Source organism: Ruegeria sp. CG1 (genome assembly GCF_056537265.1).
In genome coordinates this window covers 145,660-171,967 of the sequence record NZ_JBQFRF010000006.1, presented here as the reverse complement: position 1 = coordinate 171,967, position 26,308 = coordinate 145,660, and the positions used below count along the sequence as shown (strand labels likewise).

The window sequence follows — 26,308 nt, the reverse complement described above, 5'->3', positions numbered from 1 at the left end:
ACATGAGTTCCGACACACAGGGCAATCGCCCTCTTTCCGAAGAAGAGCTTCAGGAACTGGTTGCCTCATCAGACGCAGGCGCGCGTGATCCGGCGGGTAATGTCGGGCTGTTTCTGGCGATCGTTGCGGTCTTGTGGTCGGTGTTCCAGGTCGTTCTGGCCTCTCCCCTATCGAATTATCTGCTGCCGGGCAGTGTAGTGAACAACTCACGCCAGATTCATCTGGCCTTTGCGATGTTCCTGGCCTTTTCGGCCTATCCGGCACTGAAATCCAGCCCGCGGAACTACATCCCGATTCAGGATTGGATCATGGGGATCGTGGGCGCATTTCTGGCCCTCTATGGCTATTTCTTCTACCAAAAGATCGTCGATGCGGGCGGTCTCGCAGACGACACAGACAAGTGGTTCGCCCTTGTTGGCCTGCTGTTGTTGTTCGAGGCCGCGCGTCGCGCGCTTGGCCCGGCAATGGCGATCATCGCCACGATCTTTCTGGCCTACGTCTTCTTCGGTTCCTCCGAGTGGGTGCCCGAGGTGATCCGATGGAAAGGCGCCAGCCTGCAAAAGGCGATGAGCCATATGTGGATCACGTCCGAAGGCGTCTTTGGCATCGCGCTGGGCGTTTCAACCAAGTTCGTCTTCCTCTTCGTGCTGTTCGGCGCGCTGCTCGATAAGGCGGGCGCGGGCAACTACTTTATCAAGATGGCCTTTGGCGCGCTGGGGCACCTGCGCGGTGGCCCGGCCAAAGCGGCTGTTGTTGGTTCTGCGGCGACCGGCCTGATCTCGGGCTCGTCCATTGCGAACGTTGTCACGACCGGCACCTTCACTATCCCACTGATGAAGCGTGTGGGCTTTTCCAGCGAACAAGCGGGCTCGGTTGAGGTCGCCTCATCCGTTAACGGCCAGATCATGCCACCGGTGATGGGCGCTGCTGCCTTCCTGATGGTGGAATATGTGGGCATCTCATACGTTGAGGTGATCACCCACGCCTTCCTGCCCGCCGCGATTTCTTACATCGCGCTCGTCTACATCGTACACCTTGAAGCGGTGAAGCGGAACATGCCGACGCTGGGCGACCGCGTCGTTTCGATGGGGCGCACAATCGGTGGAATGGCGCTGTTCTTCGTGGGCTTTGCCGGGCTGTGCTATGGCATCCAGTACCCGATCAAAGCGATTGTCGCGCTCATGCCCGATGCGTCGGGTCTGGTCCTGTCGGCGCTGATCGTTTTGGCCTATCTGATCCTGCTTTGGCTGGCTTCCGGAGTAGAGGACTTGGTGCCTGACGATCCTAATGCCAAAGAGGTTGAACTGCCGGTAATTGCCGAAATCTACAAGGCCGGTCTGCATTACCTGCTACCGATCATCGTGCTGGTCTATTTCCTGATGATCGAACAGAAATCACCGGGCCTATCAGCCTTTTGGGCGACTTCGCTGCTGTTCGTGATCCTGCTGACGCAGAAACCGCTCAAGTCGATCTTCCGGGGTGAAAGTGACACAGCGAATGCCTTCAAGGCCGGTGTCGTCGACCTGTGGAACGGGCTGATCGACGGCGCGCGCAACATGATTGGTATCGCGCTGGCCACCGCCACTGCGGGTGTGATCGTGGGCACCGTAACGCTGACCGGAGTGGGTCAGGTGATGGCTGACCTGGTCGAGTTCCTGTCGGGTGGCAACCTGATCGCCATGCTGGCGCTGGTCGGTCTTCTCAGCCTGATCCTCGGAATGGGCCTACCGACCACGGCGAACTACATCGTCGTCAGCTCGCTGATGGCGGGTGTCGTTGTCGAACTGGGTGCGCAGGACGGCTTGATCGTGCCGCTGATCGCGGTGCACTTGTTCGTCTTCTACTTCGGCATCATGGCTGATGTGACACCGCCCGTGGGTCTGGCGAGCTTTGCGGCCGCCGCCGTTTCTGGTGGGGATGCGATTAAGACCGGTTTCACCGCCTTCTTCTACAGCTTGCGCACCGTGGCACTGCCTTTCGTGTTCATCTTCAACACCGATCTGTTGCTGATCGATGTGGGCTGGGTACAGGGCATCTTGGTGGCCGTCTCTGCGACCATCGCGATCCTGATCTTCACCGCAGGTACCATGGGCTGGTTCCTGACCAAGAACCGCATCTATGAAAGCGTGGCGCTGATTCTGATCGCCTTTGCGCTGTTCCGTCCGGATTTCTTCATGAACCGCATCGCACCGCCCTTTGCGCAGATCGAACCGGCACAGCTGACACAGGCCGTGGGTGAGGCCGCACCCGGCAGCACCATGCGGATTGAGGTCGCAGGTCCGGACTTTGACACTGGCAATATGACCGAAACCACCGTTGTTCTGGACATTCCGGAAGGAGCCGACGGTACAGCACGCGTTGACGCTTTGGGCCTGATGACGCTGCAAGAGGATGGTCTGGTCAAGCTTGACGAGCCGATGTTCGGTACGCCGGTCGCGGATGAGCTGGATATGTTTGACTATTATGCTGACGATGCCGTTCGCATCACCAGCATTCAGGCCCCGCAAAGCCAGCCCGCGAAAGAGCTGATCTTTATCCCGGCGCTGATCCTGTTGGGTCTTGTCGCCTTCCTCCAGCGCGGCCGTGCCGCAAAACAGGGAGAACCCGCATGACCCAGGCAATTCTGTGCGCCGTGGATATCAGCAATGGCGATCTTGATGTTTCTGTCCTTGAACGCGCCGCAGCGCTGGCCGAAATGGATGGCGCGCGGCTGGATGTCGTGACCGTGACACCCGACTATGGCGAAGGTTTCGTCAGCAGTTTCTTCGAGCCCCACCACCACGAAAAGGTGATTGAAGAGGCTCATGAAAAGCTGGTCGCCCTCTGCGCCGCCACGCTGGGGGAAGAGCGCAACGCCAAGGTCCGTCATGTGGTGGCAACTGGCAGCGCCTATCAGGAGATCCTCAAAACCGCGGAAGGCGCGGGCTCGGATTTGATCGTGATCGGCGCGCATAAGCCTGACTTGAAAGACTATTTGCTTGGTCCGAATGCGGCGCGCGTCGTGAGGCATTCGCACACGTCAGTATATGTTGTGCGGTAAATCGATCGGATTTAAGCTGAGAATCTGCCATTTGAAGCTTGTTACTCAGTAGCCAATCTCGCAGATCCTTACCGGGAGATTTCTATGATGAAGACATTCACGAAAACCGGCGCCGTTCTGGCGTTGGGTGTTGTCGCTTGCGCGGCCAATGCGCAGGACCCTGCGCCGGAATATGGCTATGGTTGGGAGGACAAAAACTCGGTGACTGGCACCGAGTTCATGGTCTCGGCCGCCAATCCCATTGCTGCCAAAGCCGGATATGATGTGCTGGCCGCAGGTGGCACAGCCGCAGATGCGATGATTGCCGTGCAGCTGATGCTCAATCTGGTTGAACCGCAATCATCGGGCATCGGCGGTGGTGCGTTCATGCTGTATTGGGATGCGTCGGCTAAAACTCTGACCACCTTTGATGCGCGTGAAAAAGCCCCTGCGAAAGCCACGCCTGAACGGTTTCTGTTACCGGACGGTGAAAAGATGCCGTGGCCCGAAGCTGTTGTAGGCGGACAATCTGTTGGCGTTCCGGGCATTCTGCGCCTGATGGAAGTGACCCATAACCTCTATGGCAAGAAAGACTGGGCCTCGCTGTTCCAGTCTACCATCGATCAGGCCGAGCAGGGGTTTGAGGTTTCGCCCCGCATGGCAAACTCGATCCAAAGCACGATTGAACGTGAGCGCTCAGTCGGTGTGTTCCCGGCGGGCAAAGCGTATTTCTTCAACGAAGATGACACGCCGCTGCAGGCTGGAACCTTACTACGGAACCCCGAGTTTGCCGAAACCCTGCGCATTCTGGCCGATCAGGGTGCAGGCGCCTTCTATAGCGGCCCCATCGCCGAAGATATCGTGGCGGCAGTGGATGCCACATCCAAGGTGGAAAACAACATCACGCTTGAAGATCTGGCCGACTACCGCGTCAAAATCCGCCCCGCCGTCTGCGCCGATTATCGCGGCTACGATGTCTGCGGAATGGGTCCGCCAACCTCCGGCGGCCTGACCGTGGGCCAGATTCTGGGGATCCTCAGCAACTTCGACCTCGAAGGCACCGGTTGGAACGCCGAGATGGCGCATCTCTATGCCGAGGCCGCCAAGCTGGCCTATGCCGACCGCGCGCTTTACATGGCCGACGGCGATTTTATCGATGTACCGGTCAAGGGTCTGCTGGACGCGGACTATCTAAAGCTGCGCTCGGAGATGATCGACCCTGCTGCAGCCAGCGAGAAGCGTCAGGCAGGTGAGCCGCCACGTGATCACACCGCCCTGTTTGCGCCCTCGCAAAACCCGGATCGTCCGGGCACCAGCCATATCGTGATCCGAGATCAGTACGGCAACGCGCTGTCGATGACGACCACTATTGAGACCGCCTTTGGCAGTCGGGTTTTTGTGCGGGGTTTCCTGCTGAACAACGAACTCACCGATTTCGACCGCGCACCAAAGGATGGCGACCGTCTAGTGGCCAACCGCGTTGAGGGTGGCAAACGCCCGCGCAGCTCGATGTCACCAACCATCGTGATGAAGGATGGTGAGCCCTATCTGCTGATCGGCTCACCCGGTGGTAGCCGCATCATCAACTATGTGGCCAAAACGATCATTGCGATCCTGGATTGGGAAATGGACCCGCAGGATGCCATCGAAACCGGGCATTTCGTGCATCGCAACGGGTCTGCGATGGATCTGGAGCAGGGAACATCCGCTGCTGAATTCGCTGATGCTCTGACAGCCAAGGGGCATGAGGTGAAAGAAGTCGATCTCAACAGCGGGTTGCATGCCATCCTGATCAAGGACGGGCAGTTGATCGGCGCTGCTGATCCTCGTCGCGAAGGCGTGGCATTGGGCCAATAAACATGAACTGGAAAAGGGCTGCTGGACAATTGTACCACACAGCCCTTTTCTCTTGCTTTAACAGCGTACTCGTCCGATAGGGCGGTATGTTCAAAAGCCGCGCAATAACCTTCATTCTGATCACACTGATGATTGATGCCATCGGTATCGGCATCGTGTTCCCGATCATGCCCGACCTGATGGATCGCGTCGGTGCGGGCAACACCGGACAAGGAGCTTTTTGGGGTGGGCTGCTGATGGCCGCCTATGCCGGGGCGCTGTTCCTGTGCGGACCCATTGTCGGCAGCATTTCGGATGCGGTTGGCCGCAGGCCGATCCTGATCGCAGCGCTGACCATGTTGGCGCTGGATTATGTGATCATGGCGCTGGCCGAAACATTCTGGCTGCTTCTTCTGGGGCGAACGCTCGCGGGGCTTGCGGGGGCGACCTATATCACCGCAACGGCTTACATTGCTGACATATCATCACCGACCGAGAAGGCGGCGAATTTCGGTCTGATCGGGGCGGCCTTCGGGATTGGGTTTGTGCTTGGCCCGGCCATCGGCGGCATCGCTGCCGGGATCAGCATTACTGCGCCGTTCTGGATTGCTGCGGTCTTGTCCGCCGCCAACGCCCTGTTCGGAGTCTTCGTCCTGCCCGAGAGCCTGAAACCAGAAAAACGCCGCCCCTTTGGCAAGCGCGACCTGAACCCGTTCAAATCGATCTTTGACTCCTTCCGCTTTCCGGGGCTGGCAGTGCCACTGCTGTGCATTTTCATCTTTGAATTTGCCAACATGGTCTACCCCACCCTCTGGGCCTTCTGGATACGAGAGGTGTTTGGCTGGTCCACGCTGTATATCGGCCTGTCGCTGGCCGCATACGGCGTGCTGTTGGCCTTCGTCCAAGCCGGACTGATGCCGGTCTTCATTCGCTGGATCGGCGATTACCGAACCCTGCTGCTGGGGATGGTATCGGCATTGGTCGGAATGATCGGCTTTGGGTTTACCGTAACGGTTACGGCCCTTGTCATCTTTATTCTGCTTGCCGCGCTGTCCGACCTCGTGCCTGCCTTGATCACGGCTATGGCCTCGAACCAGGCGGACGAAGACCGGCAGGGCGTGGTGCAGGGAGTCATCGCGTCACTGTCTTCTGTCGCTGCGGTTCTGTCGCCTTTGGTGATGACCGGCATCTTTCAGGCGTCGGTCGATGGCGAAGGCACTTATCTGCCCGGCGCACCGTTCTTTTTCTCGGCGGCTCTGGTCTTGGTGATGATGCCGTTGGTGTTCCGTCTGCGCGGGCACGCATCGGTCTGAAACGAAAAACGCACCCGCAGCGGACTGCGAGTGCGTTGAATTTTCAAGGCACGAGGCGCTTACTGAATTTCACCCATGCAGAGATACTTCATCTCAAGGAAATCCTCGATCCCGTATTTCGAACCCTCACGGCCCAGACCGGATTGTTTGACACCGCCGAACGGGGCGACTTCGGTCGAGATCAGGCCAGTGTTGATGCCCACCATGCCCGATTCCAGCGCCTCGGCCACACGCCAGACGCGCGCCAGATCGCGGCTGTAGAAATACGAGGCCAGGCCGAACTCGCTGTCATTGGCCATGCTGACGACGTCGTCTTCTTCCTCGAATTTGAACAGCGGAGCGACGGGGCCGAAGGTTTCGTCCTTTGCCACAACCATGTCGCGGGTTACGCCAGTCAGAACGGTGGGTTCAAAGAATGTTCCACCCAGATCCGAGCGTTTGCCACCCAGCGTTACAGTCGCCCCTTTGGAAACCGCGTCCGAGATATGTTCTTCAACTTTGTCGACCGCCGCCTGATTGATCAGGGGACCTGTGGTGATGCCGTCGCCAAAGCCGTCGCCGACATTCAAAGATTTTGTCTTCTCGGCCAGCTTGGCAGCAAACTCGTCATAGACGCCCGCCTGCACATAGATGCGGTTGGCACAGACGCAGGTCTGGCCATTGTTGCGGAACTTCGCGATCATCGCGCCATCCACGGCGGCATCCACGTCGGCATCGTCAAAGACGATGAATGGTGCGTTACCGCCCAGTTCCAGCGACATCTTCTTGATGGTGCCCGCCGCCTGACGCATCAGGATCTGTCCTACACGGGTCGAGCCGGTGAAGGTGATCTTGGCGACCTTGTCATTGGTGCAAAGCTCATTACCAACGCCCGAGCTGTCTGTGCCCGGGATCACGTTGAACACGCCCGCTGGTATACCCGCACGTTCACCCAAAACCGCCATCGCCGTCGCCGACAGCGGCGTCAACGTCGCTGGGCGCGCCACAAAAGTACAGCCCACGGCCAGCGCCGGGCCAACTTTGCGCGCGATCATCGCGTTGGGGAAATTCCAAGGCGTGATTGATCCCACTACGCCCACGGGCTGCTTCAGCACCACGATGCGCTTGTCGCGCTGGTGGCCGGGGATGACGTCGCCGTATACACGCTTGGCCTCTTCCGAGAACCACTCGATAAAGGACGCGCCATATAGGATTTCACCGCGCGCCTCGGGCCAGGGTTTACCCATCTCGGCGGTCAGGATGGTTGCCAGATCGTCTGCGTTTTCGACCATCAGGTCGAACCATTTGCGCAGAATGGCGGCGCGTTCCTTGCCAGTCTGAGCAGCCCATTCCTTCTTCGCAGCGTAAGCTGCATCGATGGTCTGTGTTGTGCCTTCGATGCTGACATCTGTCACATTGGCGATCAGATCACCAGTCGCGGGGTTGTAGACAGGGAACGTTGCCTCACCTTCGACCCATTCACCGTTGATATAGGCGCGGGGTTCCAGAAGGCTGGGATCTTTCAGCTCCAGCTTGGTCACTTTGGTATCCAGCATGTTCAGGCTCCTTTGGCAGCGTCGATCGAGGCTTCGAGGATATCCATGGCCTCGGCGAAGATTTCGTCCTGCACCGTCAACGGCGCGAGGAAACGAATTACGTTCCCATATACGCCACATGTCAGCAGGATCAATCCACGCTTCAATGCCTCGACCCGTATGGCGTTTGCCATATCGGGATTCGGGGCGCTGCCGTCGGTCGTGTTGAACTCGGCCGCAACCATAAGGCCCGGACCACGAATATCTACGATCTCGGGCGTGCGGGAACGGATCGATTCCAGACGCTGTTTCAAGCGCGAGCCCAGCTCATTGGCGCGCGTGCACAGGTCTTCTTCCTCGATCACATCCATCACAGCATGGGCGGCGGCGATCCCCAGCGGGTTGCCGCCATAGGTTCCGCCCAAACCACCCGGGTGCGCGGCGTCCATCAGCTCGGCACGACCGGTGACGGCGGCCAGCGGCAGACCACCGGCCAGACCTTTGGCCATGGTGGTGATATCAGCAGAGACGTCATAAGCGTCCATCGCGAACAGGTTGCCGGTGCGGGCAAAGCCGGTCTGTACCTCATCGGCAATCAGAACGATGCCATGTTCGTCGCAAAGCGCGCGCAGACCACGCATCAACTCAGCCGGAGCGGGGTAGAAGCCACCTTCGCCCTGAACCGGTTCGATGATGATCGCGGCCACCCGGCCCGGATCAAGGTCGGCCTTGAACAGTTTAGTCAAAGCACCCAGCGAATCTTCGGTCGAGGTGCCATGCAGATCGATCGGGAACGGGACGTGATAGGTATCGGGCATCATCGCGCCGAAGCCCGCTTTATATGGCTGAACCTTGCCGGTCAGTGACATGCCCATGAACGTACGGCCGTGAAAAGCGCCGCCAAAGGCCACTACAGCCGGGCGGCCAGTGGCAGCACGCGCGATCTTGACGGCATTCTCGACCGCCTCGGCACCTGTAGTGACAAAGACGGTTTTCTTAGTGAAGTCGCCGGGCACCTTCTCGTTCAGGCGCTCGGCCAGACGGATGTAATTCTCATAAGGCAGAACCTGATGGCAGGTATGGGTGAAGTTTGCGGCCTGTTTCTGAACAGCCTCCATCACCTTGGGGTGGCAATGCCCGGTGTTCACAACGGCGATGCCTGCGGCGAAATCGATATAGCGTTTGCCTTCGACATCCCAGACTTCGGAATTCACGGCACGGTCCACATAGACTTGCGTTTGCATCCCCACGCCCTGCGCGATCGAGGTATTCCGGCGTTCAGCAATCTGAGCGTTCAGCATCTTGCGTCCTTTCCCGTTTCCGGGCGCTGTGCCCGTATGTTTGACTGCGCGACTGTAGTATCTGGGCCTGCAAGCGAAAGCCTGTTTCTTGTGATTCATAAGCCATTGATTTACCGTCGCGGCAGGATCAAGTGTTGCGGATACTGAACATGAAGAACACCAGCCAAGAGGATTTGACCCTCGGACTGCGCCTGCGAACCTTGCGAGAGCGTGCAGGCTTATCTCAGCGGGCGCTGGCCAAGAAGTCGGATGTGCCGAACTCAACCATCTCACTGATCGAGTCGGGCAAGATGAATCCATCGGTTGGTGCGTTACGGCGTATTCTGCAAGGCATACCGATTGGCATGTCCGATTTCTTTTCCTTCGAAATCGAACCTGAGCAGACAGTGTTTTACGCCTCGGAAGAACTTACTGAGATCGGAAAGGGTGGGCTGTCTCTGCGGCAGGTAGGATCAAACCTGCATGGTCGCGCGATGATGATCTTGCAGGAAACTTACGAGTTAGGGGCTGACACCGGTCGCGTGATGTACGGGCATGAGGCGGAAGAGGGCGGTATTGTCATCTCGGGTCGGGTGGAGGTGACCGTGGGCGATAAGCGCAAGGTACTGGGACCAGGCGATGCTTATTATTTCGACAGTCGCACCCCGCACCGGTTCAGGCAGGTCGGCCCCGAAGTTTGCCGGGTCATCAGCGCCTGTACTCCGCCTACATTCTAAGCATCACGGCAGAAATTTCAGCACTATGCATCATAGTGTTGCAGTATCTCCTGGTTTGATCCACAGTATGATGCATAGTGCGGGAAATTCCTGCAGATAATCCAGGGTGTCCGCCGCCCAATTCAGAGAGTACCGGAATGAAAAAGAAACCTGCCACTCTGCCACGTGGCTATCGCACCTGCACCGCATCGCTTGCCGTCGCCGACGTCGATGCCGCGCTAACTTTCTACGAAAGCGCCTTTGATGCGAAGATACAGGCCTATGACGCGGATGAGACCCCCGGCTTTGCCTCGATCAAGATCGGCAACTCGATGCTGTTTGTCACCGCCGGATGGGGTGCGCACGGCCCCGCCATTCCGGGCACAGTTACTCCGATTGGGCATCATATGTATGTCGAAGATGTGGACACTGCCCTTGCAGTCGCGTTGGAAAGCGGTGCCAGCCTGATCGCTGAGGCGGCGGACACCTATTGGGGCGAACGCTGCGCCACGATTGCCGATCCGTTTGGTCATGTCTGGACGTTGGCGACCCGCGTCGAAAACCTGAAGCCAGCGGATATCAGTGAACGGCGCAAAGCGCTGCTGGACGCGGCGCAGATCGAGGCTGCATGAACGACGCCCCCCTTCCCACATTCACGATCCGTCAAAACGATCTGGCCATTCTCGCGGCTGAGGGTCGCATCGGCGACTATCCGGTCGCCGTTCGCACGGCGCGTGAGGTGATCAGCGGCGGCTTTGCCAACCACTCGACGCATCCCAATACCTGGACTGTATACTTTCTGGTCGATGGCCAATGGGCGCTGGTCGAATCCACGCGCGGGCTGCGGCGGGAGTGGTCCAGCCTTGATCGGCTTGAGAAATGGCTGCGCAGTTGCGGATTCCGGTTCTTCTGGGTTCGCAACGACATCGATTTTGTGGAACCGCAGGCAGAAGATACCGCCGAGGAAGCCGCAGTATGAGGGCAGTCGCCTCGGAAAACCATAGCCTGAGGACAGCAGGCTTGCGTGACCACACGGTTTTATGTTCCGATGAAGAACGCCGGATCAAATCGGCGGTCGCAATCGGCAAGAAAATGAGAAGAAACGAAAAATGACCCCTTTTGCGATAACCGGAATCCAGATGCATGTCGGTGCGTTGCAGTCGAATGTCGACGCGATGCTGCACCGGATCGACATTATGATGGCGCGGTTCCCTTGGACCCAGATGGCCCTGTTCAGCGAACTGGCGCCTTATGGTCCGCTCGACCGGTTTGCCCAGCCCTTTCCCAATGACGACCTGTCGCGCTTTCAGGATGCCGCTCGGCGTTATGGGATCTGGCTGATCCCCGGTTCGATGTTCGAAAAGCACGAAGATGGACGGATTTTCAACACCTCGGTGGTGATCAATCCCGAAGGTGAGATCGTCTCAAAATACTCCAAGATGTTCCCGTTCAAACCTTATGAACAGAACATCGCATCGGGTACCGAGTTCTGCATCTTTGATGTGCCGGATGTGGGCCGGTTTGGTCTATCGATCTGCTATGACATCTGGTTTCCCGAAACCACCCGCCACCTGACCAGCCAAGGGGTCGAGGTTCTGCTGCACCCGGTTCTGACCGGCACCACCGACCGCGAGGCCGAGCTGTCGATCGCCAAGGCGACCGCTGCGCAGTTCCAATGCTACGTGTTCGACGTAAACGGGCTGGCCGCCGGGGGCGTGGGCCGCTCGCTGGTCGTCGACCCGTCGGCCACTGTGCTGCACCAGTCAGCAGGGCAAGAGGATATCTTCCCTATCGAGATCGATCTGGATCAAGTTCGCCGCCAACGCGAGGTCGGACTGAAAGGTCTGGGGCAGGTTCTCAAAAGCTTCCGCGACCGCGAGGCGGATTTCCCGGTCTATGACCGTTCCAGCGGGGCGGATGCCTATCTGCACACGCTCGGCCCGCTGCGCATTCCGCAGAAAGGCGACGTTGCGGGCGTCGCTGCATCCGACCCCAGAACGGCGCTGGGATATACTGAAGACGCCGCGACCAAGCCCGACAATCTGTATCTCTACAAAGGGCGCTCTGGCACAGACTGATACCGGCCCAGCTTTTCGGTATCGGCAGAAAGGAAAAATTTCATGCACGGCATTTCCGATAGCGAAAAGCTCCACACCATCTCGGACTACTACAGCGCCTCGCAACTGAGGGCAGACCGGTGGAGCGCGTTGCGGGAAACGGCCGAGTCCCTGGATCAGGGCGGTAACGAAAAAGATCGGGACCGGGCACGGCAGTTGCTTCAGGCGCTGGCCCCGATCGAGATGTATTTCGCTTTTCCGGGCGGATCAGCCTTCGACTATCTGCGGCGGTTGCTGGACCATGGAAACTTTGGCGATTTCTCAACCGCCGTGCGCCGGGTGTCGCGGGCGCTGACCTCAGGGGCCTATCGTCGCCGCTCGATCCCGTTGATCGCGGATGAGACCGAGGTTGATGAGTTCGAGGACGAGTCCACCCAAAGCCATGAAGCCCGCGCGCTGGGCCGACCTTATTTCGAAGTGATGATCGTCGACAATGTCAACGAGCATCAGGAACGGTTCCTGCAATCCAGTCTGCAGCGGATGCGCCGCAGTGAAGATCCGTTCATCTATGAAACCGTTGTGGTCCCCAGCGTCGAGGATGCGCTGATCGGGGTTCTGTTCAACCAGAATGTACAGGCGGTCATTGTTCGCCCGGGCCTTAGCCTGAAGTCCAAGAACGAAACTAATGTTTTGGGCCGCTATATCAGTCTCTATGGCGAGGGCGCCGATCTAGATGCGCTGTCACCCTCGGAATACGGTCCTGAAACCTGCCGCCGGATCGGCATGCTGCGCCCCGAGCTGGACGCCTATTTAATTACCGATCGCTCTGCCGAGGATATCGCGGGGCTCGATCTGGGCCTGTGCCGGCGGGTATTCTACAATCAGGAAGACTTTCTGGAACTGCACCTGAACATCCTGCGCGGGGTGCAGCGGCGCTATAAGACGCCGTTCTTCACGGCGCTCAAGGAATACTCAAAACAGCCCACGGGCGTGTTCCACGCAATGCCGATCAGCCGGGGTAAATCGATCAGTCGAAGCCACTGGATTCAGGACATGGGGGCGTTCTACGGGTCAAATATCTTCATGGCGGAAACTTCGGCCACCTCGGGCGGGCTGGATTCTCTGCTGGAACCCAAAGGTCCAATAAAAGAGGCGCAGGAGGCTGCCGCGCGCGCATTCGGCTCTAAACAGACGTATTTTGCGACCAACGGCACCTCGACCTGCAACAAGATCGTGGTGCAAGCACTGGTCAGGCCTGGTGACATCGTGCTGATCGACCGCGATTGCCACAAATCGCACCACTACGGCATGGTGCTGGCGGGGGCGAGCGTCGTCTATATGGACAGCTATCCGCTGCATGATTACTCGATGTATGGCGCGGTACCGATCCGAGAGATCAAGCACAAGCTTTTGACCCTGAAGGCCGAAGGCAAGCTGGATCAGGTTCGTATGGTGCTGCTGACCAACTGCACATTCGATGGCATCGTCTACAACGTGCAGCGGGTGATGCAGGAATGCCTGGCGATCAAAAAGGACCTTGTGTTCCTGTGGGATGAGGCGTGGTTCGGTTACGCGCGCTTTGCCCCAAATTCGCGCGTACGTACTGCGATGCGATCAGCCAATATCCTGCGCGAACAATTCCGCACCCCAGAACATGCCGAGGCTTATGCCAACCAGCAGGAGGAACTGAAGGGCGCGGATGATGAAACCCTTCTGAACACCCGCCTGATCGCTCCGCCCGATGCACGCGTTAGGGTCTATGCCACACAATCAACGCATAAAACGCTGACTGCGCTGCGGCAGGGTTCGATGATCCACGTCAATGACCAGCAGTTCAAAGGTGCGGTCGAAGAGGCGTTTCACGAGGCCTATATGACCCACACCTCGACCTCTCCCAATTACCAGATCATCGCCTCATTGGATGTAGGCCGCAGACAGGTCGAGATCGAAGGGTACGAGTTCGTCCAGCGGCAGGTCGAAAGCGCGATGGCAATCCGCCGGGCCGTGACGACCCATCCGCTGCTTAGAAAGTATTTCAAGCTGGTCACGGCGGGCGACATGATCCCCGAGCAATATCGCGAAAGCGGCATGACCAGCTATTTCGATCCCGATCAGGGCTGGGCCGATGTTTGGGATTGCTGGGCCAAAGACGAGTTTGTTCTGGATGCCACGCGTATCACCCTGCATGTGGGCGCGACCGGCTGGGATGGGGATACGTTCAAGACCAAGATCCTGATGGATAAATACGGCATCCAGATCAACAAGACTTCGCGCAATACCGTGTTGTTCATGACCAATATCGGCACCACGCGCAGCTCGGTCGCCTATCTTATCGAGGTGCTGGTCGAGATCGCCAAGGAGTTGGACGATCTGATGGACGATGCCTCGAAGATGGAAAAACGGGCCTTTGAAAAGCGCGTCAGGAATCTGAGCGAACACGTCCCACCTCTGCCCGATTTTAGTCGGTTCCACGATGCGTTCCGCTGTGAAGCAGGTACCGAAGCCGGTGACATCCGTACGGCGTTTTTCCTGTCCTATGACGAAGACAATTGCGACTATGTCGAACCCGACAAGGACATGCTGGACCGGCTGGAAGCGGGCGAGGAAATGGTCTCGGCCACCTTCGTGATCCCCTATCCGCCGGGCTTTCCCATTCTGGTGCCGGGGCAGGTGATCAGCCCCGAAATTCTGAAATTCATGCAAGAACTGGACGTGTCGGAAATCCACGGTTTCCGCGCCGATCTGGGCCTGCGCATTTTTACCGAAGACGCTTTGAAGTCAGTAAAGAACCCCTAAGGGGTCAGGGAGGACAACAATCATGCCAAAGAAGGTGCTGAAAAACATCTCGGAAATCCGCCGGTATTTCCATACCAACAAGGACCCGATCTATTTCGTATCGGCAACCAATTTCAACCTGTTGGGGCTGGATGAATGGGTGATGAACTTCACCTATATCTGCTACATGGATTGCTTTGACGGGCGACATCCGAACGTGTTTGTGCCTTCGGAAATGCCGCATGATGAGTTTCAGTCCATCGAAGACATCAACAATTATCTGCTGCAGCACAAAGAGGTCATCGACCTGGTCAAGCGGCGCGGCGGCAAGCCCAAGTTTGTCTTCCTGATGTTCGACGAGACGACCGAGAAGCTGGTCAAGGAGCTGGGCGGTCAGCTGTGGTTCCCCAAAGCCAAGCTGCGCACCAAATGTGACAACAAGATCGAAACTGTCCGTATCGGCAATAAGGCGGGTGTGCCTTCGGTGCCCAACACGCTGAGCGTTGTCAAAAGCTATGATCACCTGAAAAAGATCTGCGAAAAGGCCGGATTGGGGAATGATCTGGTGCTACAATCCGCCTTCGGCGACAGTGGCCATACGACGTTTTTCATCAAGTCCGAGGCCGATTTCAACAAGCACAAAGACGAGATCATCGGCGAAGGCGAGATCAAGATCATGAAGCGGATCGATTGCCGCGGGGCGGCGATCGAGGCCTGTGCGACCTCAGAAGGCACGATTGTTGGCCCGCTGATGACTGAGCTTGTGGGCTTCAAGGAACTTACCCCCTATCGCGGCGGCTGGTGCGGGAATGAGATTTTCTCGACCGCTTTCCCACCTAAGGCCCGCGAACAGGCCCGGCAGCTGACGTTCCAGTTCGGTGAAGAACTGCGGAAATCCGGCTATCGCGGCTATTTCGAACTCGACTTCCTGATCGATAAGAAAACCGACGAACTGTGGTTGGGCGAATTGAACCCCCGTATCACTGGCGCCAGCTCGATGACCAACCACGCGGCCTTTGCGCACGCTGATGCGCCACTGTTTCTGTTCCATCTACTTGAGTTTTCAAAGAAGCCCTTCGAGCTGGATGTCGAGGAACTGAATGCCCGCTGGGCGGATCCGGACATGATCGACAGCTGGTCGCAAATGGTAATCAAACACACCGATGACAGTGTCGACCGGATCACGCAGGCCCCACAGTCGGGCATCTACAAGATGCTGGAAGATGGCCGCGTCGTGTTCGACCGCTTCGACTATCACCGCCGCGCGGTGGGCGAGAACGAAGCGTTCTTCCTGCGTATCTCGAATGTCGGTGATTACCGCTATGAGGGCGCTGATCTGGGTATCCTCGTGACTCGCGGGCGGTCGATGACCAAGGGCTTCAAACTGACAGACAAATCGAAGAAGTGGATTCATGGGATCACTTCGGCTTATACGGCTGAACCGCTGCCCGCCGCACAACCGATGGAAGACCCCGCCTTCAAAATCATGTAGAAAGCCCCATGGCGCTTGTTTTTCGCTCAATTGACGAAGCGCAGCCCGGTCCCAAGCTGGCCGGGCTGTTTGCCGAATACTGGCCCGCCTACCGCAAATGGTGGGCACAAGAGGGGTATTCGGCCCGCCCCACCTATCGCGAATGCCTCCGCGCCTTGCAAAAGCACATGCCCGAGATCCTGCCGCTTTATGAAGAGATCGTCGAATTGGTCGGCGGCAGCGACAGCCAGGCGCGGTTTCTCAGCTTTTACTGCCCGCCGAAATATCTTTCGGGCTGCAGCCAGGCGATTTGGCGTGGCAAGACACCGTTTCTGGTGCGCAATTACGACTACCATCCAAAAACCTTTGACGCCGCTCTGCTGAAAACCCGCTGGGACGGGCGCGGGATCATCGGGATGAGCGACGGCGTTCTGGGTCTGCTTGATGGCATCAACGATGCCGGTCTGACGGTCTCGCTCACCTTTGGCGGGCGGCGCGAGGTCGGCGACGGCTTTGGCGTGCCGCTGATCCTGCGCTATGTCCTTCAAACCTGCGAGACAACGGCCGAGGCGGTCGACTGCCTGTGCCGCATCCCCTGCCACATGAGCTATAACGTCACCGTTCTGGATGCCAAGTATAACCACAGCACGGTTTATCTAGCCCCAGACCGGCACCCGCAAATCTCGGACCAGCCGGTCGCGACCAACCATCAGGGCCATGTCGAATGGTCCACGCATGCGCGCTTTACGGCCACCGTGGAACGCGAAAGATTCTTGCTCAACCGTCTCAATCAGCACCCGGAAAGCGAGAAGCGGTTTATCGATGCGTTCCTGCGTCCGCCGCTTTATTCAACGGCTTTCAGATCAGGTTTCGGCACGCTCTATACTGCGGTCTATCGGCCTGCGAAGAAGCAGTTGCAACTGCTTTGGCCCGGTGCCAGCTGGGACTTGTCCTTCGATGGCTTCAAAGAGGGTGAGCTGAGCCTGATGTTGCCCGACGAGGCCGAGCCTACAGTCTGACAAGCGCGGTCGCCCTTCTAAACTTCTTGCTCTTGGACGGGCGACGCAATAATGGGAGCGCGACGCGCGGCAGTTTCAAACAAGGCCCGGCGGGATCAACACCACATATTTCTATGACGCGATAGGACCACGGAAAGCATGACCGGTACCTCCCCAAATTGGCTAAGATTGCTTCCTTACTTCGTCACCGCATTGGTGATGGTCATGGTCTGGTCCTGGTATCTGACTGATCTGGGTGTTGGGAACATCTATCACTACGATGAATTCTACACTTATGACCGCAGTACAGGCTTTGCGCGCAATGGGGACTGGCTGGCGGTTTATTCCAACAACGAACCCAGCCTGAAAAAACCGCCCATGCAGTATTGGATGTCTGCGCTGCTGATGGAGTTTGGCGTATCTGATATTCTGGCCTTGCGCCTGCCGTCGATGATCTTTGCGCTGGGCGCGCTGATGGCAACGGCCGTACTGGCGCGGGTGATGATCCCGGACAGCCCCTGGGCCATGCTGCCTTCGGTCCTGCTGGTGGCCACGTCGCTTCAGTTCTGGCAACACGCCACATCCGCGATGCTTGATACCGGTGCGGTTTTCTTTTCGACCCTTGGAATTGCAGCCCTGTTGGCAGCGTTGGAAAAGCCGAAATACTGGCCTTATTTCGGCGCAACTCTGGTGTTGGCCGCCTTGCAGAAAAGCCCAACCCCGCTGGCCTTTCTAGCGCTGGCACTACTGACGCTGAAGTTGACCAACAGATGGCAGACGGAACCGTTCAGCGAGATCTGGCAGAACAGAACGTTTCGCCGGACGCTCAAGATTGCGATCCCGCTGGCCTTCGCCTGGCCGATCCTGCAAGAGCTTCGGTTCCTCTTTGGCGACTCGCTGGATGGCAACATCAAAGGCGAGATGCTGGATCGTTTTCGCCCATCGCTCAGCGATCGCGGCTTCGGGAAGCTCTATGATCTGATCATCGCGGGCGAGCCGTGGTTGCGGCTGCTGGGTTTTGTCGGCATCTGCGCTCTGCCATTTCTGCAAAAGCGGCCCAGACTCCTTGCTGCAACAGGGATAGCAGCGTTCTTCGTTATCATGATGTGGGCCGCAGCCGGCAAGGTTTATGCACGCTACACCCTGCTGATCCTGCCGATGCTGATGGTCGCGGCAACCGGTTTGTTGTTTTCGGTCAAGCGCCTGCGCTGGGCCGGGATGGTGGCCGCGCTGGGTCTGGTCTTTGTTGCAGGCGGCCTGTTCTATGACCGCGATGCCACCGATCTGGGCAAGGGCCGCGTGCGCTTGGGCGTGCCCGAGGCCGAGATTCTGACCCCTTTGGGTGCAATGCTGCAGCCGGATGAAACCCTGCTGCTCTGCGCCTATGACCGCAAGTTGCGCGTACCGCCCGGGGCTGCATCGGTCTTTGCTTCCAACGGTAGGCGCTTTGTCTATCTCAGACGGCTGGAGCTGCACAAATACCTCGACAGGTTCGGCTATACCACCGGCCCTCTGCGAGGGCTCTGTTCGGAGGGTGAGTTGTCTGAGCTGGCACCTGACCTGATCGGGCTTGAGACGCAGACAACTGCGGTTGAGGGTTTGGTCTATTGGTCAGCAACCGGCGTCACGCCCGCCCCTGAATAGGAGACACGGTGCAATCCGCCCCATCGCTGAACAATGCCCCAACAAGTTGCGCAGATGTTGGCCTGCGATGCGGTGGCCACTTGAATTTTCGCCGTTGATCCCGCAAAAGCCCTGAGACTGAAACAAGTAAAGCTACCCACCATGCATGCTGATCATGATGCCAACGCTGACAATCGACCCACCGTGTCGATCGTGATTCCCATGCATAACGAACAGGGGGCTGTTCCTGGTCTTATCCAGGGCATCTGCACTGCTGCGGCCGAATTGCCCGCGTTCGAGATTGTCGCGGTTGATGACGGATCGACCGATGGCACTTTTGCGGCGCTGCAACAGATGCAGAAAGACTGTCCGCAACTGCGCATCCTGCAGCACAAAACGGCCGGTGGCCAAAGTGCTGCCGTGCATTCCGGCGTCAAGGAGGCACGCGCGGATATCTGCTGTACGCTGGATGGCGACGGACAGAACCCGCCGGAAGAGCTGCCAAAGATTTGGGCGCCGCTGGTGTCGGGTGGTGATGCCTCGATTGGCCTGGTGGCGGGGCAACGGGTTGGCCGACAAGACACTGCGTCAAAGAAGCTTGCCTCGCGCTTTGCCAATGCACTGCGGGGCTGGATGCTGAAAGACGGCACCCGCGACACCGGCTGCGGTTTCAAGGCGTTCCGACGGCAGGCTTTCCTCGATCTGCCCTTTTTCAATCATATGCACCGTTATCTGCCCGCCCTGTTTAAGGCCTATGGCTGGAATATCGCGCTGGTGGATGTGGCGCATCAGCAGCGTTTGTCGGGCGAATCCAAATACACCAATTTCGGGCGGGCCATGGTCGGCATCTGGGATCTGTTCGGCGTCGTCTGGCTGACCCGCCGCGCCAAATCCGTTTCCGCAACCGAGGCGTCCCGGTCATGAAAGAAACCATTCTGGAAATCCTGCACGTCGACAGCCCGACCGAGGCGCTCTGGGTCTTTATCGGTCTGGCCGGTCAGCTGATGTTCAGCGCCCGGTTTATCGTGCAATGGATCACGTCAGAGCGCGCCAAGAAATCCGTCATCCCGATGGCGTTCTGGTACCTTTCGATCGGCGGCGGGCTTATCCTGCTGAGCTATGCGATCTATCGCCGTGACCCGGTCTTTATTCTGGGTCAGTCGATGGGCCTGTCCATCTACCTGCGCAACATCTTCCTCATTCGCGCTGAAAACCGCTGATTGATCGTAACGCTTCTTTACGACCTGCCACCCATTACAAGTTTGTCGGTTGCACCCGTTCAGCGGGTAGCGGCCTACGGCTGCGTTGTGTGAACAACCTCTTATTGTTTCTGAAATTTTCGTGCTAGTATCCCGCGAATAGATTTTCAGAATTGTACTCGGAGGATATTTTCTCTTGCCCGATAGCTCACCCCGGTTGTTCAGATTGCGCCCTTTGGAAAAGGCGGATCTGGGAACAGTTGCGCGCTGGTTTCAGGATATCCATGACCTGGCCCTGTTCGACCGTACGTCGCGCATACCGCAGAACCTGGTACAGACCGAGCAATATTGGGAAGACGCGATAAACGCCTCAAAGGACTGCTGCAAATGCTGGTTCGCTATCGAATCTGACAGTGGTGATCTGGTGGGGATGACCGGGCTTGAAGCAATTTCCAGCGTCAACAGGGATGCGGTGGTTCCGGTATTTGTCGACAAATCCATCCGTCGACATGGCGTGGCGGTGCGTTCGGTTGCGCTGATGCTGGATTTCGCATTCCGGCAATTGGGGCTGAACCGTATCACCTCGTATTACCGGGCCGACAATCACAGCAGCCGCGATCTGATCCAGCGAATCGGCTGCGAGATCGAGGGCACGATGCGTCAGGCCTGGTTCGCGGATGGGCAGTTCCATGACATGGTTGTCGTGGGGATGTTGCAGCAGGACTGGCTCGCGCGTCGAGAGGTGCTCGCGCAGGAGTTAGGCGCCCAAACAGTGGTCAGTTTTGATGCCTCTGGGTGGTCTTGGCCCCCCGATTCCGGTGCAGATACCTAAAATGTTACGTATTCTGAGTCATTTTTTGCTAAAACAGTCCTGTCGGATTCGACATGACAACACAATTGAGTATTGCCAGTGAACACGACCGGTTCGGACGCATCAATAAAACAGAAACTAGGCGCGGTGCTTTTTGCCGACGTTGTCGGCTATTCCCGCCTGATGAGCGAGAACGAGATGGATACGTATAACGCGTTGAAGTCTTTGCTTTCGCAGCTTGAATCGGCTTGCTCAAAGTATCAGGGCAAAATCATCGAAGTGCGCGGTGACGGCATCCTTGCTTTATTCGACACGGCGACCAGTGCAGTAGAGTTCAGCATCGAACTGCATCGGATCGCTGCGGAACATAATCAGGCGCGGGATGACGAGCACAACATCAAATTTCGCGCTGGCGTTCACATGGGCGAAGTTCTGATGGACGAACGCGGCATCCACGGTGACAACGTCAATATCGCTGCCCGCCTGCAGGAGATTGCCGAGCCAGAACGGGTTTATGTCAGCGCAGCCGTCTATGAACAGATCCGTAACCGCCTGCGCTATGGCTATGAATTCCTCGGTCCCAAGCAGCTCAAGAACATCATGTCTCCGGTCGCGACCTACTGTGTCCGAACCGAGGTCGAGGGTGCAACAATGGCCGCAACCCTACGTCCTGAGATGCAGCTGGAAGTGCTTGAAAGGCCCGATAACCCGTCGGTTGCGGTGCTGCCCTTTACTAGCCAAGGCGGGGATGAAGATGACAGCTGGGTCGCCGAAGGGCTGACCGACGACATCATCATGAACCTGTCCAAGTTCCGAAACCTGTTCATCATTGCCCGGAATTCCTCGTTCTTCTTCAAGACCCAGTCGATGTCGCCGCAAGAGGCCGCTCGGCGTCTGAACGTGCGCTATATCGCGCGCGGCAGTGTGCGCCGCTCGTCCAGTCGTATCCGGATCACGGCCGAGCTAATCGACGCCAACACCGAACGCACCATCTGGGGTGAACGGTTCGACCGTAAGCTCGATGATATCTTCGACATCCTGGATGAGGTGACCGAGTGCATCGTTGCCGCCACTGCAGTCATGATCGAGTCGCATGAAAAGCTGCGCATGGTGCAGGCAATCCCGTCAGACCTGCGGGCTTATGGTTCGGTTCTGCAGGGGCAGCACCATATTTTCAAATACACCCGCAACGACAACCGCAAGGCGCAGCATTGCTACGAATCCGCGCTTGAGCGCGACGGCGGCTATGCTCGGGCTGCAGCAGCCCTGTCACGCACGCTCAACATCGATTGGCGCTATTCATGGACCGAAGACCCAAACAGCGCGCTGGACAAGGCGCTGTCGCTGGCTCAGCGTGCGGTGGAGCTTGACCCCACAGACGCGCGCGGGTTTGGAGAGCTGGGCTATGTGCAGCTTTATCGTAAAGAGCATGACTCGGCGATCGAATCCTACAAACGCGCCCTACAGCTTAACCCCAACGATGCGGACATGCATTCGGACTACGCCGATGCGCTGGCCCATTGGGGCGACAACGAAACCGCCATCAAACATCTGCAGCAGGCGATGCGCCTGAACCCCTATTTCCCCGATCAGTACCTGTGGCATCTGGGCGGGGCCTATTACAATCTCAAACGCTATGACGACGTGATCTCATGCGTGAACAAGATGAACAACCCGACCGAGGGGCAGCGCGTGCTGGCCGCCAGCTATGCCCATAAGGGCGAGCTGGAAATGGCCCGCCAGATCGCCGACAAACACCGCGCAGCGCATCCCAATTTCTCATTGTCGCGCTGGGCCAAGGTTCAGCCAGACCGCCTGTCCGACGACACGCAGCATTTTGTCGAGGGGCTCAAAAAGGCCGGGTTCTGAGCTGCTGCCCGATCTCGCCTATAAAAATCAACTCGCCTGTTCGCGGTCGAACTGCATGCGTAGTCGCCTGACTTCATCCATTTGTTCGTGCGACCAGAAGACGAGCGGTTTCAGCATTTCAAGCAAGCTTCTGCCCAAAGGCGTCAATTCATAGGACACTGCCACTGGCGGTCCGGGATCGACGGTGCGGGTCAAATAACCATCACGTTGCAACCCGCGCAGGTTTTCGGTCAACACACTTTGTGTGATGTCTCCGATACAGCGCTTGAGATCGCCAAAGCGTTTCGGCTCATCCTCCAGCGCAAGGATGATGATCATCCGCCATTTGCCCGTCACATTGGACAGTACGGAACGGATTGAGCAGTTGGAAGCTTCTGCCTTGTTGGCAACACCAATTGGTAGCATCTCAGTCTCTGGTATTGTTTCGAAACTTAATCGCACAATAGCGTCACCTTAGCTTCGGTACAACTCCCTGAAAATTCAGGCAGTAGCCTCAAGCATACCAGGTCATTTTAAAGTACGTAATTGAAATGTAGTATGGATTTGCTACCACGTATCCAGTAGATACGAATCACAGGAATTCAACATGTCCCCCAAAGAACTTGTAATCGCACTTTTTGCGGCTGCCTTTGCTGAACATGACCCGCAAGCTGCGCTACAGCTCGTTACCCCGGACTATATTCAGCACAACCCGCAAGTCCCGACCGGAGCCGAAGGCCTGGCCGGCCTGATCCCTTTGGTCGAACAATCCGGGATGACTGCAACTACCCACCGGGTCATCACCGAAGGCGATATGGTTGTATTGCACAGCACGTTCGACAACGCGGACGCTTTTGGTGCACCGACCCTCGCCGCCTTTGACATATTCCGCGTCGAGAATGGCAAAGTTGCTGAACATTGGGACAATTTGCAGCCCGTTCCCGAAACAACAGTGTCGGGCCGTGGCATGACAGATGGGCCGACCGAGATCACCGATCTTGAGAAAACAGAAGAAAACAAGGCGCTGGTTCTGGGGTTTGTGCGTGACGTTCTGGGCGGTGCCGCGCCCGAGAAAGCTCCGATGTATTCCGAGGTCTATATGCAGCACAATCCAATGCTTGCCGATGGGATCGATGGCCTGATCGAGGGCACCAAAGCCTGGGCAGAGCAGGGGAATGTGATCACCAAATTCGAGCCGCAGATTGTGGTGGCCGAAGGCAACTTTGTCTTTGTCGCCTCAGATGCCACCGTCAGCGGGAACCCTTGGGCCTTCTTCGACCTATGGCGCGTCGAAGATGGAAAGATCGTTGAACATTGGGACGTCGTTTCGCCTACGCCAGCCGAAATGGCGCACGAAAACGGCAAGTTCTGATCTTCGAAAGGGATGGCGGGTCAGGCATAAATGGCCCGCCAACCCAAAGCAGACGTTGGAATAAAACCAAACGTCAATCGGTCAGGATCATTTCAGCCTTCCTATTCACCACGTGCCTTTGCGCCGCTGACTTTGGCACCTGACACCTTAGCACCGGACACCTTGGCCCCGCTGACCTTCGCGCCCGAGACCTTGGCCCCGCTCACCTTGGCGCCCGAGACCTTGGCTCCGGACATCATCGGTGCGTCATATTCAAAATAGACGTCCAGCAGCACGTCTTCGATCTGACCGGCTGCGATATCCATGCGGATGGTGTAATCGGCCTGATCGTAGTTCCAGACGCGGATGTCATTGGCCATCTGGTAATCCGCTGCCGCGACGCCCGAAACCGAGGGGTTCATCGGCGCGCGTGCGGCCTGTTGCGTGGTGTCCGGCGCGTTAGCGTCATTGCTGGTCTGCAGCTTGAAGCCATGGGGCAGGTTGCCACCCGTCGCGCTCTCGCCTTCGCCATGCACCAGAAAGATCGTGGGTTCCGGCATCTCGTAATAGGTGCCGTCATAGGCGAAGCCGTAAATCCGGGCCAGCCGTGCATCGCCTCCGAACTGGTCCCCGATGAAATTATTGACGCCACGACCCCTCCGGCGGCCATCCTGTTCGATGAACAGCTGTTCCGAGTGCCGGTTCGCGATCTGCTGCCAGTGGGTATGCTTGAACTGACGTCCGCGGCGTATATAGACAAACGAGTCGTGCGGAACCTTCTTCCGCTTGTCGAACTTGAACTTGTCGCCGTCCTTGATGACCTTGTAGATGCCGGACTTTTCGTTTGCCGCATCCCCGACCTGGACCAGAACGCGATCGTCTTCCCGGACATGTACGCCGTCGATTTTGGTGAATTTCTTACTGAAGTCGTAGTCTTCCTCAACCTCTTCGGCCAACCGGACCGAGCGTTGTTTCAGTTTTAAATCACTTAACTCTCGCCCAAACAGTAATACCTCGGAAAAACTGAGTAAGGACTCAGACATATCACTTTCTCCCTATCGGGGGTCGACGCTGCCGATTGCCTCGCCTGTCCCGGTTTGCGCATTCAGTGCGCGTTGAATGTCACTATTATCACCCCGTGCGCGTAACCTGCCACAATAGCGGGGGAAAAACAAAGACTTTAAGGTTCATTTACCTCGGGTGACAGCGTACGAACCGACGCGGCATGGCTCGTGCCGTCGGGCTTGGTCAAACGGGGGCCGGGCGCTGTCAATCCGATGTGGCGCATGCGGAAATTGCCTTCGATAATCTGCCGGAATGCGCCGCCGGTGACCTCGTGATCGACCATGACCAAGGCGCGTTCAACGCCGAAGTAGCTCAGCATATCGGGGTCCAGTTTCTCCCACGCATCTGCAAGATAGGACCCCAGCAAATCACGCGCTTCGATCAGGGCAACCCGAAAGCCTTCGGGGTCGGCTGCGTAATGTTCGTCGAACAGGTCCTGCATGATCGCATTGTATTCGTCGGTCCCTTCCAACTCGTCCGAGAGCTCCTCCATCTCCGGGTCGATCACGTCATGTGCTACCAGTCGTTCGTGGTAGATATCGACCAGAATATCGAACATCGCCCCGGTCAGTGGTTCCGACAGGGCGTGTTCGCTGGACCAACCATGCGAGAATTCGGACAGCGTCCGGTCATTGGCGGCGATCCGGATTTGTGAGTTCTGCGACAGCTCGGCAAAGCGGCTCAGCCGGTTATAAGTATAAAGGTTGCCGCGCGTGTTTTTCAGCAATTCGTCCACGACCGAGCCGAAATGCAGCGACGCCAACAGCGCCACCATATCGGCCGCCGATTCATGGAACCCGTAATATTCGCCGGTCGCGTCCTCTTCGGATGGCATGCCGACCACGCTGTAGATGATGGCATGGCCGATCTCATGCGCGACCACATCGAAGTTCAGGCTGTAGGGGCGGTATTCGTCACCGATATCGCGAGTGCCACCGGTTTCCAGAAATCCCCAACCGATATGCGCGTTATCTAGACTTGGCAGCAACGATAGCTCAAGCCGCTCGAAATCACGCGCGAAATGCCAGGGGATCGGGCGATTAAAATAGCCCTCCCACACATCCATGGTGAAATGGGCCGCTCCGAACAGATGGGCGGCTTCAAAGGCCGGGTCCTCGGGATCGATATGGATGAAATTGCCAAACTCATCGGGCTCGGGCGGCGGCAGGATATAGCCGTCCCATGCCGGCAGATACATCTCGGGGCCGTCTTCACCCTCGATCATCGCGCCATAGGGGGTCGTTTTGTCGACCGGGTACATCGCATACATGCGGGGGCCCGATGGGCCTGGGCCTATGGTCCCTTGCGGGGCCGATATTTCGACCAGTTCGGGCTTGGAATTTGGCTCTAAAAAGGGCGATTGCGGATATAGTAAGAACCGCGTGCCGGGGGGGTCATTCTCTGAATAGTCGGGCCAGATTGCCAATTTTCC

General features: G+C 57.6%; 22 protein-coding genes. 17 read left to right on the top strand and 5 right to left on the bottom strand.

Annotation, left to right across the window (positions count from 1 at the left end):
* Window positions 1–2: 2 nt before the first annotated feature.
* The 4 genes from ACR0AU_RS17850 to ACR0AU_RS17835 all read left to right on the top strand — a co-directional run bounded on the left by ACR0AU_RS17850 (window position 3) and on the right by ACR0AU_RS17835 (window position 6,168).
* Entirely contained in the window at window positions 3–2,612 is a 2,610-nt protein-coding gene (locus ACR0AU_RS17850; RefSeq protein ID WP_480796034.1) for a TRAP transporter permease, read from the top strand.
* The gene (locus ACR0AU_RS17845) at window positions 2,609–3,040 is read left to right on the top strand and encodes a universal stress protein (protein ID WP_170733783.1); all 432 of its coding nucleotides are present in this window, start codon (window positions 2,609–2,611) and stop codon (window positions 3,038–3,040) included. Before ACR0AU_RS17850 ends, ACR0AU_RS17845 begins: the two co-directional genes overlap by 4 nt.
* Before the next feature lie 84 nt (window positions 3,041–3,124).
* Window positions 3,125–4,876 carry a gamma-glutamyltransferase gene (gene ggt, locus ACR0AU_RS17840; protein WP_480796033.1) on the top strand — a complete coding sequence of 584 codons (1,752 nt, stop codon included), beginning with the start codon at window positions 3,125–3,127 and terminating at the stop codon, window positions 4,874–4,876.
* 86 nt (window positions 4,877–4,962) lie between these two features.
* Window positions 4,963–6,168 carry an MFS transporter gene (locus tag ACR0AU_RS17835; protein WP_170819076.1) on the top strand — a complete coding sequence of 402 codons (1,206 nt, stop codon included), beginning with the start codon at window positions 4,963–4,965 and terminating at the stop codon, window positions 6,166–6,168.
* A gap of 59 nt (window positions 6,169–6,227) precedes the next feature.
* On the opposite strand, the gene ACR0AU_RS17830 is transcribed toward ACR0AU_RS17835, so the two are convergent.
* Together ACR0AU_RS17830 and ACR0AU_RS17825 are read right to left on the bottom strand one after the other, a co-directional pair.
* The gene (locus ACR0AU_RS17830) at window positions 6,228–7,703 is read right to left on the bottom strand and encodes an NAD-dependent succinate-semialdehyde dehydrogenase (protein WP_170609187.1); all 1,476 of its coding nucleotides are present in this window, start codon (window positions 7,701–7,703) and stop codon (window positions 6,228–6,230) included.
* Window positions 7,704–7,705: 2 nt separating this feature from the next.
* The gene (locus ACR0AU_RS17825) at window positions 7,706–8,983 is read right to left on the bottom strand and encodes a 4-aminobutyrate--2-oxoglutarate transaminase (protein WP_170397954.1); all 1,278 of its coding nucleotides are present in this window, start codon (window positions 8,981–8,983) and stop codon (window positions 7,706–7,708) included.
* A gap of 149 nt (window positions 8,984–9,132) precedes the next feature.
* On the opposite strand from ACR0AU_RS17825, the gene ACR0AU_RS17820 reads away from it, so the two are divergent.
* From ACR0AU_RS17820 to ACR0AU_RS17765, 12 genes are all read left to right on the top strand, one after another.
* Complete coding sequence (locus ACR0AU_RS17820) at window positions 9,133–9,699, top strand: cupin domain-containing protein (protein ID WP_170425413.1); 567 nt, start codon at window positions 9,133–9,135, stop codon at window positions 9,697–9,699.
* A 137-nt stretch (window positions 9,700–9,836) separates the two neighbouring features.
* Window positions 9,837–10,310, top strand: a complete 474-nt coding sequence (locus tag ACR0AU_RS17815) for a VOC family protein (RefSeq protein WP_170733787.1) — start codon at window positions 9,837–9,839, stop codon at window positions 10,308–10,310.
* On the top strand, window positions 10,307–10,657 hold the full coding sequence (locus tag ACR0AU_RS17810) for a hypothetical protein (RefSeq protein WP_170733788.1): 351 nt from the start codon (window positions 10,307–10,309) through the stop codon (window positions 10,655–10,657). Before ACR0AU_RS17815 ends, ACR0AU_RS17810 begins: the two co-directional genes overlap by 4 nt.
* Before the next feature lie 130 nt (window positions 10,658–10,787).
* Window positions 10,788–11,756, top strand: a complete 969-nt coding sequence (locus tag ACR0AU_RS17805) for a carbon-nitrogen hydrolase family protein (protein ID WP_480796032.1) — start codon at window positions 10,788–10,790, stop codon at window positions 11,754–11,756.
* 42 nt (window positions 11,757–11,798) lie between these two features.
* The gene (locus tag ACR0AU_RS17800) at window positions 11,799–14,531 is read left to right on the top strand and encodes an aminotransferase class I/II-fold pyridoxal phosphate-dependent enzyme (protein WP_480796031.1); all 2,733 of its coding nucleotides are present in this window, start codon (window positions 11,799–11,801) and stop codon (window positions 14,529–14,531) included.
* A 22-nt stretch (window positions 14,532–14,553) separates the two neighbouring features.
* Entirely contained in the window at window positions 14,554–16,002 is a 1,449-nt protein-coding gene (locus ACR0AU_RS17795) for a biotin carboxylase (protein WP_170407976.1), read from the top strand.
* 8 nt (window positions 16,003–16,010) lie between these two features.
* On the top strand, window positions 16,011–17,000 hold the full coding sequence (locus tag ACR0AU_RS17790; protein WP_170733790.1) for a C45 family autoproteolytic acyltransferase/hydrolase: 990 nt from the start codon (window positions 16,011–16,013) through the stop codon (window positions 16,998–17,000).
* A gap of 138 nt (window positions 17,001–17,138) precedes the next feature.
* Window positions 17,139–18,623, top strand: coding sequence for a glycosyltransferase family 39 protein (locus ACR0AU_RS17785; RefSeq protein ID WP_170733791.1), 1,485 nt, complete (start codon window positions 17,139–17,141; stop codon window positions 18,621–18,623).
* 141 nt (window positions 18,624–18,764) lie between these two features.
* The gene (locus ACR0AU_RS17780; protein ID WP_170733792.1) at window positions 18,765–19,526 is read left to right on the top strand and encodes a glycosyltransferase family 2 protein; all 762 of its coding nucleotides are present in this window, start codon (window positions 18,765–18,767) and stop codon (window positions 19,524–19,526) included.
* The gene (locus ACR0AU_RS17775; protein WP_039542759.1) at window positions 19,523–19,822 is read left to right on the top strand and encodes a lipid-A-disaccharide synthase N-terminal domain-containing protein; all 300 of its coding nucleotides are present in this window, start codon (window positions 19,523–19,525) and stop codon (window positions 19,820–19,822) included. Before ACR0AU_RS17780 ends, ACR0AU_RS17775 begins: the two co-directional genes overlap by 4 nt.
* A gap of 175 nt (window positions 19,823–19,997) precedes the next feature.
* Window positions 19,998–20,633, top strand: a complete 636-nt coding sequence (locus tag ACR0AU_RS17770) for a GNAT family N-acetyltransferase (protein WP_170648222.1) — start codon at window positions 19,998–20,000, stop codon at window positions 20,631–20,633.
* Between the two features lie 78 nt (window positions 20,634–20,711).
* On the top strand, window positions 20,712–22,481 hold the full coding sequence (locus ACR0AU_RS17765; RefSeq protein ID WP_170407986.1) for an adenylate/guanylate cyclase domain-containing protein: 1,770 nt from the start codon (window positions 20,712–20,714) through the stop codon (window positions 22,479–22,481).
* 27 nt (window positions 22,482–22,508) lie between these two features.
* Here the strand turns inward: ACR0AU_RS17765 and ACR0AU_RS17760 are convergent, their stop codons facing one another.
* Window positions 22,509–22,886 (bottom strand): winged helix-turn-helix transcriptional regulator, encoded by a 378-nt coding sequence (locus tag ACR0AU_RS17760; protein WP_170397987.1) that lies wholly within the window; start codon window positions 22,884–22,886, stop codon window positions 22,509–22,511.
* Window positions 22,887–23,067: 181 nt separating this feature from the next.
* Between ACR0AU_RS17760 and ACR0AU_RS17755 the strand changes: the two genes are divergently transcribed.
* Entirely contained in the window at window positions 23,068–23,832 is a 765-nt protein-coding gene (locus tag ACR0AU_RS17755) for a nuclear transport factor 2 family protein (RefSeq protein ID WP_480796030.1), read from the top strand.
* Window positions 23,833–23,933: 101 nt separating this feature from the next.
* Here the strand turns inward: ACR0AU_RS17755 and ACR0AU_RS17750 are convergent, their stop codons facing one another.
* Entirely contained in the window at window positions 23,934–24,854 is a 921-nt protein-coding gene (locus ACR0AU_RS17750) for a pentapeptide repeat-containing protein (RefSeq protein WP_170397991.1), read from the bottom strand.
* A 137-nt stretch (window positions 24,855–24,991) separates the two neighbouring features.
* Window positions 24,992–26,302, bottom strand: a complete 1,311-nt coding sequence (locus ACR0AU_RS17745; protein WP_170397993.1) for a gluzincin family metallopeptidase — start codon at window positions 26,300–26,302, stop codon at window positions 24,992–24,994.
* Between the last annotated feature and the right edge of the window lie 6 nt (window positions 26,303–26,308).